Raw genomic sequence first — 11,009 nt, 5'->3', positions numbered from 1 at the left:
CAAAAAACAAAACTGACAATTGCCAGAATCATTATTGCCGAAAAAACAAACCCAAGTCATCAGACATAGGGCATACAAACTAATTCATCGACTATGACACACTGTTGAGTTCTCAAGTATCAGACGCGCACCTCTGGAGACCGTTTCCGGCCGCTGCTGGGGCTTCTGGCTGCTCACCCTCCGGACCCTCGCGGGCCGTTCTGGGGCAACCCGGAGAACATTACGGGCTCCCCCAGCGGACGTCAACTCGGGGGTCGCTTGGCGGGTCGGTAGGCCGACACGGAGGGCTCCGCCGGCGTCCAGAACCGCCACGGACGCTCGGGTGCGCCTCGCAGACCGACGCGCGGACCGGCCTCGAACTCAGGCGGCGGGGTGCCCGGCTCCAGGGTGATCGGGCCGGCGGTGAGGTCGGTCCCGTCGTCGCTCAGCGCGATGTCCAGGGCGCGGCACAGGCGGGCCGGACCGCGAGCCAGGTCGCGGTCGCTGGAGCCGGGCCGGCGGGCTCGCGCGAGCTCGATCCCCTCGATCACCTCGCCGGCGCGCAGGAGGATCCCTGCGGAGGTGCCCTCCGGGCCGGCGACGGCGTTGGCGCACACGTGCATGCCGTAGGTGAAGTAGCAGTACAGGTGCCCGGGCGGTCCGAACATCACCGCGTTGCGGCGGGTCCGCCCGCGGTAGGCGTGGGAGCCGGGGTCGTCCGCGCCGGCGTACGCCTCGACCTCCGTCAGGCGCACCGCGACGTCGCCGTGGCGGAGCACGGCGTTGAGGAGCAGGGGCGCCACCTCCGGGGCCGGGCCCAGCAGGAGGCGCCGCAGGTCAGCCGACGCGCTCACGCTGCGCTGCCGCGCGCCGCTGCAGCTCCTGGAGCTGCTCGCGCACGCGCGCCGGGGCGGTCCCGCCGCGTCCGTCGCGCGACGACACCGAGCCCTCCACGGTCAGCACCGCGCGGACCTCGGGGGTCAGCGCCGGCGAGATGGCGGCGAACTGGTCGTCGGTGAGCTCGTGGAGCTCGACGCCGAGCTCCTCGCACCGCTGCACGCACGCGCCCGCGACCTCGTGGGCGACGCGGAACGGCACCCCCTCCCGCACCAGCCACTCCGCCACGTCCGTGGCGAGCGAGAACCCCTGCGGGGCCAGCTCGGCCAGGCGGGCGGTGTCGAAGGTCAGCGTGGCGACCATGCCGGAGAAGGCGGGCAGCAGGACCTCGAGGGTGTCGACGGAGTCGAACACCGGCTCCTTGTCCTCCTGGAGGTCGCGGTTGTAGGCCAACGGGAGCGCCTTCAGCGTCGTCATCAGGCCGGTGAGGTTGCCGACGAGTCGGCCCGCCTTTCCTCGCGCCAGCTCGGCGATGTCGGGGTTCTTCTTCTGCGGCATGATGCTCGACCCCGTCGACCACGAGTCGTGCAGGCGCACGAACCCGAACTCGCGCGTCGACCAGAGGATGACCTCCTCGGCGAGGCGGCTGACGTCCACGCCCACCTGCGCGGCGACGTAGGCGAACTCCGCCACAAAGTCGCGGGCGGCGGTGCCGTCGATCGAGTTGGCCGACGAGCCGGTGAACCCGAGCTCGGTGGCGACCCCGACCGGGTCCAGACCCAGGCTCGAGCCGGCCAGCGCCCCGGAGCCGTACGGCGAGTCGCCGGCGACCCGCGCGTCCCAGTCGAGCAGCCGGTCGACGTCGCGCACCAGCGGCCAGGCGTGGGCCAGCAGGTGGTGGGCCAGCAGGACCGGCTGGGCGTGCTGCAGGTGGGTGCGCCCGGGCATCACGACGTCGAGGTGGTCGCGCGCCTGCGCGGCGAGCACGTCGACGAGGTCGAGCACGAGCCCGGCCACGACGCGTGCGTGGTCGCGCAGGAACACCTTGAACAGCGTGGCGATCTGGTCGTTGCGGCTGCGTCCGGCGCGGATCCGGCCGCCGACGTCGGCGCCCACCTCGTCGAGCAGCAGACGCTCGAGGGCACCGTGGACGTCCTCGTCGGAGGGGTCGGGCAGCAGCTCGCCGGCGGCGTAGCGCTCCCCCAGCACGTCGAGGCCGCGCACCAGCTCGGCCAGCTCCTCGTCGCTGAGCAGGCCGGCACGGTGCAGGGCGCGGGCGTGGGCCCGCGAGCCGGCCAGGTCGTACGGCGTGAGGCGCCAGTCGAAGTGCGTGGAGCGCGACAGCGCCTCGAGCTCCGGCGAGGGGCCACCGGAGAAGCGCCCGCCCCACAGCATGCCCTCGTTGGTCCCCTGACGGGCGTCCTCTGCAGTCTCCTCGGCCATCAGTCGGTCCCGGACTCCATCGCGGCGCGGTCGAGCGCCTCGTCCTCGCTGCTGACCGCCTGCGGGTTGTGGCTGATCCGGTCGGCGCCGCCGGCCGGGAGCTCACCGAAGAGGGTGCCGTGCTCGACGAGCACCTGGCCCTGGTCGAGCGGCTGCGCGGCGTACAGCTCGAGCTTGGCGCGCGAGTCGGCGATGTCGAGGTTGCGCATCGTCAGCTGGCCGATGCGGTCGGTCGGCCCGAACACGGCGTTGTCGGTGCGCTCCATCGACAGCTTGTCCGGGTGGTAGGAGAACGCCGGCCCGTCGGTGCGCAGCACGGTGTAGTCCTCGCCCCGGCGCAGCCGCAGCGTCACCTCGCCCGTCACCAGCGAGGCGATCCAGCGCTGGATCCCCTCCCGCAGCATCAGCGCCTGGGGGTCGAGCCAGCGGCCCTCGTAGAGCAGCCGGCCGAGCTGGCGGCCCTGCGAGTGGTAGTTGGCGATCGTGTCCTCGTTGTGGACGGCGTTGAGGAGCCGCTCGTAGGCGGTCCACAGCAGCGCCATGGCGGGCGCCTCGTAGATCCCGCGGGACTTGGCCTCGATGATGCGGTTCTCGATCTGGTCGCTCATGCCCAGGCCGTGGCGGCCGCCGATCGTGTTGGCCTCGTGGACCAGCGCCACCGCGTCGTCGTACGTCGTGCCGTTGATGGCGACCGGGCGGCCGGCGACGAAGCGGATCGTGACGTCCTCCTGGGCGATCTCCACCGACGGGTCCCAGAACTTCACGCCCATGATGGGCTCGACGGTCTCCAGCGAGACGTCGAGGTGCTCCAGCGTCTTGGCCTCGTGGGTGGCGCCCCAGATGTTGGCGTCGGTGGAGTAGGCCTTCTCCTTGCTGTCGCGGTAGGGCAGGCCGCGCTCGGTGAGCCACTGGCTCATCTCGGTGCGGCCGCCCAGCTCGTGCACGAAGTCGGCGTCCAACCAGGGCTTGTAGATCCGCAGGTCGGGGTTGGCGAGCAGGCCGTAGCGGTAGAACCGCTCGATGTCGTTGCCCTTGAAGGTGGAGCCGTCGCCCCAGATGTCGACGCCGTCCTCGTGCATGGCGCGCACCAGCATCGTGCCGGTGACGGCGCGGCCCAGCGGCGTGGTGTTGAAGTAGGTGCGCGCGCCCGAGCGGATGTGGAAGGCGCCGCAGGCGATGGCCGCGAGGCCCTCCTCGACCAGCTGGGGGCGGCAGTCGACGGAGCGCGCGAGCTCGGCGCCGTACTCCAGCGCGCGGGCGGGGACGCCGGAGATGTCCGGCTCGTCGTACTGGCCGATGTCGGCGGTGTAGGTGCAGGGCACCGCGCCCTTCGCGCGCATCCAGGCGACCGCGACGGAGGTGTCGAGGCCGCCGGAGAAGGCGATGCCGACCCGTTCGCCGACGGGGAGGGTGGTCAGGACCTTGCTCACGTGGGTTCCTCTGTCTGGAGTGCGGGGGTGGAAGGGGGCGCGGGGACCTCGGCGAGCGCCAGGAAGCGCCGCGCGAGGTCCTCCCCGCCGGTGGGGTCACGGCCGATCACCAGGACGGTGTCGTCGCCGGCGATGGTGCCGAGCACGTCGGGGAACTCGGCCTTGTCGAAGGCCGAGGCCAGGAACTGCGCGGCGCCCGGCGGCGTGCGCAGGACGACGAGGTTGGCCGAGGAGTCGGCGCTGACGAGCAGGTCGCCGCAGAGCTTGGCCAGGCGCAGCATGGACGCGTGCGTCTCGCTCGGCGCCAGGGCGCGGCGGTCGCCGCCCTCGCCGGGTACGGCGTAGACCAGCGCGCCCTTGCCGTCGCGGACCTTGACCGCCTCGAGCTCGACCAGGTCGCGCGAGAGCGTCGCCTGCGTGACGTGGACCCCGTCGGCGGCGAGGAGGTCGGCGAGCTCGCCCTGGGAGCGGACCTCGCGGTGGGTGACGAGGTCGACGATGAGCTGGTGCCGGGCGTTCTTGGTCGCCGGGCGCAGCGCCGCGTCGCTCACGACGTGGCCCCGGCGGCACCCATGAGGAAGGTGAGCACGGCCTTCTGCGCGTGGCGGCGGTTCTCGGCCTCGTCCCACACGACGCTCTGCGGGCCGTCGAGCACCTCGGCCGCGATCTCCTTGCCGCGGTAGGCCGGCAGGCAGTGCAGCACGAGCGCTTCGGGCCGGGCGTGGGCCAGCAGCTCGGCCGTCAGGCTGTAGCCCGCGAACACCTGCTCGCGCGCGGCCGACTCCTGCTCCTTGCCCATGGACACCCAGGTGTCCGTCACGACCACGTCGGCGCCGGTCACGGCCGCGACCGGGTCGTGGGTGCCGCTGACCGAGCCGCCGGCGTACGAGGTGATGTCGGTGGCGCGCTGGAACATCTCGTCGGACGGCAGATAGCCCTCGGGGCCGCTGACGACGACGTGCATGCCGGCCGTGGCACCCGCGAGCAGCCAGGAGTTGCCCATGTTGCACGCGGCGTCGCCCACGAAGGCGACCCGCAGGCCCGCCAGCTCCCCGCGGTGCTCCTGCACGGTCAGCAGGTCCGCGAGCAGCTGGCAGGGGTGGAACAGGTCGGTGAGCGCGTTGACCACGGGGACGCCGGCGTGCTCGGCCATCTCCTCGAGGAAGGACTGCTCGAAGGTGCGCCACACGATCGCGGAGGCCTGCCTGCCCAGGACGCGGGCGACGTCCGGGACGGACTCGCGCACGCCGATGCCGGCCAGGCTCCCGTCGACGAGCATCGGGTAGCCGCCGAGCTCGGCGATGCCCGCGCCGAAGGACGCCTGGGTGCGCAGAGTCGGCTTGTCGAAGATCATCGCGACGGTGCGGGGGCCGGCGAGCGGCTTGGCGTCGTAGGGCGCGGCCTTGAGCTCGGCGGCCAGGCGCAGCACCTGCGCCTGCTCGTCGGGGCGCAGGTCGTCGTCGGCCAGGAAGTGCCTCACGAGCCCATCACCTCGTCGAGGATCACCGGCCAGGCGGCGAGGAAGGCGTCCGCGTCGTCCTGCGTGAGGACCAGCGGCGGGGCGAGCCGGATGCGGTGGGGCGTCGGGTTGTTGACGATGAAGCCGTGCCGCATCGCGGCGGCGGTGACCTCGGCGGAGACCTCGTCGACCAGGTCCAGGCCGATCAGCAGGCCCTCGCCGCGCACCTCGGTGACGCGCGGGTCGGCGGCGAGCCCGTCGCGGAGCTTCTGGCCGAGCACGGTGACGTGCTCGAGGAGCCCGTCGTCCTCGATCGTGCGGATCACGGCCAGCGCGGCGGCGCACGCGACCGGGTTGCCGCCGAAGGTGGTGCCGTGGTTGCCCGGCTCCAGCAGGTCGCCGGCCTCCCCCACGCCGATGCAGGCGCCGATCGGGAAGCCGCCGGCGAGGCCCTTGGCCAGCGTCACGATGTCGGGACGCACTCCGGACGCGGCGTGGGCGAACCACGCGCCCGTGCGGCCGACACCGGTCTGCACCTCGTCGAGCCAGAGCAGGGCCCCGTGCTCGTCGGCGACCGCGCGGGCGGCGGCGAGGTAGCCCTCGGGGGGCACGACGACGCCGGCCTCCCCCTGCATCGGCTCGAGCAGGATGGCAGCGGTCTCGTCGGTGACCGCGGCCGCGAGCGCGTCGGCGTCGCCGTAGGGCACGAACGTGACGTCGCCAGGGAGCGGCTCGAACGGCGCGCGGTAGGCCTCCTTGGAGGTCAGCGCGAGCGCGCCCATCGTGCGCCCGTGGAAGCCGCCGGCCGCGGCCACGACGTGGGTGCGGCCGGTGCGGCGGGTCAGCTTGAACGCCGCCTCGTTGGCCTCGGCGCCGGAGTTGGTGAAGAACACCTTGCCGGTGCCGGCGTCGAGCAGGGTCAGCAGCTTCTCGGCGAGCCGGATCTGGGGCTCGGTGGCGAAGAAGTTGGAGACGTGGCCCAGCGTCGACAGCTGGCTGGTCACGGCCTCGACCAGGGCGGGGTGCCCGTGGCCGAGCGCGTTGACCGCGATCCCGCCGAGCAGGTCGACGTACTCGGTGCCGTCGGCGTCCCACACGTGGGCACCGCTGCCGCGGACCAGCGTCAGCTTGGGCGGGCCGAACGTGTTCATCAGCGAGTCGGCGTAGCGCTCGCCCCAGGTGGCGTCGTCGCTCATTGCGGGGTGTCCCTCGCCTTCCGGGTCTTGGTCTCCACGCCGGGCAGCACCTGGGTGCCGACGCCCTCGTTGGTGAAGAGCTCGAGCAGCACGGCGTGCGGCTGGCGGCCGTCGACGACCGTCGCGCGGCTCACGCCGCCGCGGATGGCCTGCAGGCAGGCGCCCATCTTGGGCACCATGCCGCTGGCCAGGGTCGGCATCAGCTCGTCGAGCGACTCGGGGCTGATCTCGCCGATGACGTCGTCGGAGCTGGGCCAGTCGAGGTAGAGCCCCTCCACGTCGGTGAGCACCAGCAGCTTCTCGGCGTCCAGCGCGACCGCGAGCGCAGACGCGGCCAGGTCGGCGTTGACGTTGTGGACCACGCCGTCGACGTCGGGGGCCACGGAGGAGACGACCGGGATGCGCCCGGCCTGGATCAGGTCGAGCACCGACTCCGGCCGCACGTGGGCGACCTCGCCCACGAGGCCGAGGTCGACCTCCTCGCCGTCGACGATGGTGTTGGTCTGCTCGGCGGTGAACAGCCCGGCGTCCTCGCCGGACAGGCCCACGGCGAGCGGGCCGTGCTCGTTGATGAGGCCGACCAGCTCGCGCTGGACCTGGCCGACGAGCACCATCCGTACGACCTCCATGGCCTCCGGGGTCGTGACGCGCAGGCCGCCCTTGAACTCCGACTCGATGCCGAGCTTGTCGAGCATCCGGGAGATCTGCGGGCCGCCGCCGTGCACGACGACCGGCTTGAAGCCGGCGAAGCGCAGGAAGGCGATGTCCTCGGCGAACGCGCGCTTGAGGGTGTCGTCGGTCATGGCGTTGCCGCCGTACTTCACCACCACGATCTTGCCGTGGTAGGCCTTCAGCCACGGGAGGGCTGCGGCCAGGACGGCGGCCTTGGCGGGGTCGGGCTTGCCGGGGGTCTGGGTCATGAGCTGTAGGCACTGTTCTCGTGGACGTAGGCGTGGGTCAGGTCGTTGGTCCAGACGGTCGCGCGGGCGTCGCCGGACTTGAGGTCGATGGTCACGCTGACCTCGCGGGGCTTCAGGTCCACCGTCGCGGGGTCGGCCGCCGGGGTCGACTGCCGGCACACCCACACGCCGTTCATGGCGACGTCGAGGTCGGCGGGGTCGAAGGCCGCCTGCGTCGTGCCGATGCTGGCCAGCACGCGGCCCCAGTTGGGGTCGTTGCCGAAGACGGCCGCCTTGAAGAGGTTGCTGCGCGCGACGCTGCGCGCCGCCTCGACCGCGTCGTCCTCGGACGCCGCGTGGAGCACCGTGATCGCGATCTCGTGGTCGGCGCCCTCGGCGTCGCGCAGCAGCTGCATCGCGAGGTCGGAGCAGGCCTGGGTCAGCGCGTCGGTGAAGTCGGGCAGCGGCGGGGTGATGCCGCTGGCGCCGCTCGCCATGACGGTGACGGTGTCGTTGGTGGACATGCAGCCGTCGGAGTCGAGGCGGTCGAAGCTGACCCGCGTCGCCGCCCGCAGGGCGACGTCCAGGTCGGCGGCCGGCACGACGGCGTCGGTGGTGAGCACCACGAGCATGGTAGCGAGCTGGGGGGCCAGCATGCCGGCGCCCTTGGCCATGCCGCCGATGGACCAGCCGGCCCCCTCGACGACGACCTGCTTGCTCACCGAGTCGGTGGTCATGATCGCGGCCGCGGCGTCCGGGCCGCCGTCGGCCGACAGGGCGGCGTACGCCGAGTCGACCCCGGCCAGCAGCCGCTCGCGGTCGTTGGCCAGGCCGATCAGGCCGGTCGAGCAGACGACGACGTCGCCGGCGCCGATGCCGACGGCACCCGCTACGCGCTCGGCCACCGCGTGGGTGGTCTGGAAGCCGTCGGGTCCGGTGTAGCAGTTGGCGCCGCCGGAGTTGAGGACGACGGCGCGCACGACGCCGTCCTTGACGACCTCCTGGCTCCAGAGGACCGGGTTGGCCTTGCAGCGGTTGGCCGTGAAGACGGTGGCCGAGTCGTGGTGGGGGCCGTCGTTGACGACGAGGGCGAGGTCCTGGGCGCCGGTGGACTTCAGTCCGGCGGCGACGCCGGCGGCGCGGAAGCCGGCGGGGGCGGTGACGGTCATCTCTTGCTCTTCCGTGGGGGCTTGGTGACGGGGACGGCGAGGTTGACGGTGTGCCCTCGTCGTCGCCAGGCCTCCGCCGCGTCCTCCGCCTTGGCCACGGGCACCAGGATCCAGTCGGTGTCGTAGGTCGAGATCGTGAACACGCTGATCTCGGCCTCGGCCAGCGGCAACAGCAGGGCGGCGAGCACGCCGGTGAGCGCGAAGTCGAGGGTGCCCATGACCGCGAAGGCCGTCATGCCCTTCTGCGCCACCTGCTTGGTCGGCACGTTGCGCCCGGCGCAGACCAGCGAGGTCTCCGTCGCGGTCGCCGTGATCGAGAACAGCGAGGACGACTCGGCCCACTCCGGGATCTCGGCGCCCGGCGGGAGCTTGACCACGGCGAGCTTCTCCGGGAACTGCTGCAACTCGTAGGTGGGGCCCTCGGGAAGGCCGAGGATCCCGGCCTCGTCCGGCTGCTCGTCGCGCTGCTCGGCGGGCTGCTCCGCGGGCTGCTCGGCGGGCTGCTCGGCGGTGGGGTCGGTCTGGTCGTCGGTCATGGTGCGATCCCTACGGTGGTGAGGCCGAGGCTCTCGTCGAGCCCGAGCGCGAGGTTCATGCACTGGACGGCGGCGCCGCCCGTGCCCTTGGCGAGGTTGTCGACGGCCCCGACCGCGACCAGGCGGCCCGCGTCGGGGTCGACGGTCACCTGGACGTGGACGGCGTTCGAGCCGACCACCGACTTGGTCTGGGGCCACTGACCGACCGGCAGGACGTGGACGAACGGCTCGTCGGCGTACGCCTCGGCGTAGACGGCGTGGGCCTGCTCGGCCGTGACGTCACCGCGCAGCGGGGCCGAGCAGGTGGCGAGGATGCCGCGCGGCATCGGCACCAGCAGCGGCGTGAAGCTGACCCGCACGGGGCCGTCGGCCAGGGGCCTGAGGTTCTGGGTGATCTCCGGGGTGTGCCGGTGGCCGCCGCCGACGCCGTAGGCGCTGGCGTTGCCCATGATCTCGCTGCCGAGCAGGTGCGGCTTGGCGGCCTTGCCGGCGCCGCTGGTGCCGGAGGCGGCCACGACGACGAGGTCGGGCTCGACCAGCCGGGCCGCCAGGGCGGGGGCGAGCGTGAGGGTGGAGACCGTGGGGTAGCAGCCGGGTACGGCGATGCGCGTCGCGGCCGCGAGGACCTCGCGCTGCCCCGGCAGCTCGGGCAGGCCGTAGGGCCAGGTGCCGGCGTGGGTGCCGCCGTAGAAGCGCTCCCACTCCCCCGCGTCCTGCAGCCGGAAGTCGGCGCCGCAGTCGATGACCACGGTGCTCTCGGGCAGCTGGGCCGCGAGCTCGCCGGACTGCCCGTGCGGCAGGGCGAGGAAGACCACGTCGTGCCCGCTCAGCGTCTCGAGCGTCGTCGGGGCGAGGACCCGGTCGGCCAGCGGCACGAGGTGGGGCTGGAGCGGACCGAGCAGCTCGCCGGCGTTGCTGCCGGCCGTGAGCGCGCCGATCCGCGCCTCGGGGTGGCCCAGGAGGAGGCGCAGCACCTCACCCCCGGCATAGCCGGAGGCGCCGGCGACCGCGACCGTGAACGTCATGTGCATGACTATACAGATCTCTGCATGTTCATGTGTATCGGGGTGCCGTCCGGTGGACGGCGCGGCGATCCCAGCGACCCCACGCGCCCCACCGCCGGTACGGAACTCACGCTTCCCGTACGAAGCTTCGTACCGGAAGCGTGAGTTTCACCGGGTACCCGGTGAAACTCCCGCGACGACCGTCCCCGCCGCGCTCTACGTTGTCGAGTATGACCCGACTGGCGTTCAGCGCGTACCTCGAGCACCTGCGCAGCGACTCGGCCCGCTTCCGCGACGTGCTGGCCGGCTGCGACCCGGCGGCGCGGGTGCCGGCCTGCCCCGACTGGGACGCCGCCGACCTGCTGTGGCACCTGGCCGGGGTGCAGCGCTTCTGGGCCGGTCGGATCCGCTCCCGGCCGGCCGCGCCCACCGAGGCCGACTTCGCCGACCAGCCGGCCCGCCCGGCGACGTACGACGGGCTGCTGGCCTACTTCGACGAGCACTCCGCCTCCCTGCTGGCCGAGCTCGCCGCCGCCGACCCCGCCGAGCCGGCGTGGTCGTGGGCGCCCGAGCAGACGGTGGGGTTCACGTTCCGCCGCCAGGCGCACGAGGCGCTGATCCACCGCCTCGACGCGGAGCAGACCGCGCGGCAGGCGACCGGCGAGGTGACCGACCTGGACCCCGCGCTGGCCGCCGACGGCGTCGCGGAGCTGCTGGACGTCATGTACGGCGGTGAGGCCCCGGCCTGGGGGCGTCTCGACCTGGGCGAGGGGCTCGTGCAGGTCGAGCTGATCGACGTCGGCGAGTCGCTGTTCGTGCGGCCCGGGACGCTCCACGGCACCGACCCCGAGTCCGGCAAGGCCTACGACGGACCCCACCTGCTGCTGGTCGAGCCGGGCGAGGCCGCCGCGCTCGTCCGCGGCCGCGCCGCCGACCTGGACGCCTGGCTCTGGAAGCGCCGCAGTGCCGACGGCATCGAGGTCAGCGGTGACCGGGCCGTCCACGAGGCGATGCTGGCGGCCGTCAGCGAGCCTCTCGACTGATCCGTCGGGTGGCG

The 11,009-nt window shown here is 72.9% G+C and carries 11 protein-coding genes; 1 reads left to right on the top strand and 10 read right to left on the bottom strand.

Annotated elements, in window-relative coordinates; genetic code table 11:
- Positions 1-242 precede the first annotated feature (242 nt).
- Genes E4622_RS18530 through argC form a run of 10 tightly spaced genes read right to left on the bottom strand, consistent with a single transcriptional unit; the run spans position 243 to position 9,973 of the window.
- Positions 243-833 carry a DNA-3-methyladenine glycosylase gene (locus tag E4622_RS18530; RefSeq protein ID WP_134741726.1) on the bottom strand — a complete coding sequence of 197 codons (591 nt, stop codon included), beginning with the start codon at positions 831-833 and terminating at the stop codon, positions 243-245.
- Positions 817-2,259 (bottom strand): argininosuccinate lyase, encoded by a 1,443-nt coding sequence (gene argH / locus E4622_RS18525; protein ID WP_134741725.1) that lies wholly within the window; start codon positions 2,257-2,259, stop codon positions 817-819. The genes E4622_RS18530 and argH overlap by 17 nt, the downstream gene beginning before the upstream one ends.
- Entirely contained in the window at positions 2,259-3,689 is a 1,431-nt protein-coding gene (gene argG / locus E4622_RS18520) for an argininosuccinate synthase (RefSeq protein ID WP_134741724.1), read from the bottom strand. Before argG ends, argH begins: the two co-directional genes overlap by 1 nt.
- Positions 3,686-4,240, bottom strand: coding sequence for an arginine repressor (locus E4622_RS18515; protein ID WP_134741723.1), 555 nt, complete (start codon positions 4,238-4,240; stop codon positions 3,686-3,688). The genes argG and E4622_RS18515 overlap by 4 nt, the downstream gene beginning before the upstream one ends.
- Positions 4,237-5,169 (bottom strand): ornithine carbamoyltransferase, encoded by a 933-nt coding sequence (gene argF, locus E4622_RS18510; protein WP_134741722.1) that lies wholly within the window; start codon positions 5,167-5,169, stop codon positions 4,237-4,239. Before argF ends, E4622_RS18515 begins: the two co-directional genes overlap by 4 nt.
- On the bottom strand, positions 5,166-6,344 hold the full coding sequence (locus tag E4622_RS18505; RefSeq protein ID WP_134741721.1) for an acetylornithine transaminase: 1,179 nt from the start codon (positions 6,342-6,344) through the stop codon (positions 5,166-5,168). Before E4622_RS18505 ends, argF begins: the two co-directional genes overlap by 4 nt.
- Positions 6,341-7,264, bottom strand: a complete 924-nt coding sequence (gene argB, locus E4622_RS18500) for an acetylglutamate kinase (protein ID WP_134741720.1) — start codon at positions 7,262-7,264, stop codon at positions 6,341-6,343. The genes E4622_RS18505 and argB overlap by 4 nt, the downstream gene beginning before the upstream one ends.
- Positions 7,261-8,412 carry a bifunctional glutamate N-acetyltransferase/amino-acid acetyltransferase ArgJ gene (argJ, locus tag E4622_RS18495; RefSeq protein WP_134741719.1) on the bottom strand — a complete coding sequence of 384 codons (1,152 nt, stop codon included), beginning with the start codon at positions 8,410-8,412 and terminating at the stop codon, positions 7,261-7,263. The genes argB and argJ overlap by 4 nt, the downstream gene beginning before the upstream one ends.
- Complete coding sequence (locus E4622_RS18490; protein WP_134741718.1) at positions 8,409-8,948, bottom strand: ACT domain-containing protein; 540 nt, start codon at positions 8,946-8,948, stop codon at positions 8,409-8,411. The genes argJ and E4622_RS18490 overlap by 4 nt, the downstream gene beginning before the upstream one ends.
- The gene (gene argC / locus E4622_RS18485) at positions 8,945-9,973 is read right to left on the bottom strand and encodes an N-acetyl-gamma-glutamyl-phosphate reductase (protein WP_134741717.1); all 1,029 of its coding nucleotides are present in this window, start codon (positions 9,971-9,973) and stop codon (positions 8,945-8,947) included. The genes E4622_RS18490 and argC overlap by 4 nt, the downstream gene beginning before the upstream one ends.
- 209 nt (positions 9,974-10,182) lie before the next feature.
- Between argC and E4622_RS18480 the strand changes: the two genes are divergently transcribed.
- Positions 10,183-10,995, top strand: a complete 813-nt coding sequence (locus E4622_RS18480; RefSeq protein ID WP_134741716.1) for a maleylpyruvate isomerase family mycothiol-dependent enzyme — start codon at positions 10,183-10,185, stop codon at positions 10,993-10,995.
- Positions 10,996-11,009: the final 14 nt, after the last annotated feature.

This window comes from Nocardioides sp. 503, assembly GCF_004522095.1.
GTDB lineage: Bacteria > Actinomycetota > Actinomycetes > Propionibacteriales > Nocardioidaceae > Nocardioides.
This window is presented reverse-complemented; position numbering and strand designations above follow the sequence as displayed.

What these genes read in the sequence shown, in the direction of transcription:
- argH (WP_134741725.1), bottom strand. Translation starts at nt 2,259, where the DNA reads ATGGCCGAGGAGACTGCAGAGGACGCCCGTCAGGGGACCAACGAGGGC.
- E4622_RS18505 (WP_134741721.1), bottom strand. Translation starts at nt 6,344, where the DNA reads ATGAGCGACGACGCCACCTGGGGCGAGCGCTACGCCGACTCGCTGATG.
- argB (WP_134741720.1), bottom strand. Translation starts at nt 7,264, where the DNA reads ATGACCCAGACCCCCGGCAAGCCCGACCCCGCCAAGGCCGCCGTCCTG.
- argJ (WP_134741719.1), bottom strand. Translation starts at nt 8,412, where the DNA reads ATGACCGTCACCGCCCCCGCCGGCTTCCGCGCCGCCGGCGTCGCCGCC.
- E4622_RS18490 (WP_134741718.1), bottom strand. Translation starts at nt 8,948, where the DNA reads ATGACCGACGACCAGACCGACCCCACCGCCGAGCAGCCCGCCGAGCAG.
- argC (WP_134741717.1), bottom strand. Translation starts at nt 9,973, where the DNA reads ATGACGTTCACGGTCGCGGTCGCCGGCGCCTCCGGCTATGCCGGGGGT.
- E4622_RS18480 (WP_134741716.1), top strand. Translation starts at nt 10,183, where the DNA reads ATGACCCGACTGGCGTTCAGCGCGTACCTCGAGCACCTGCGCAGCGAC.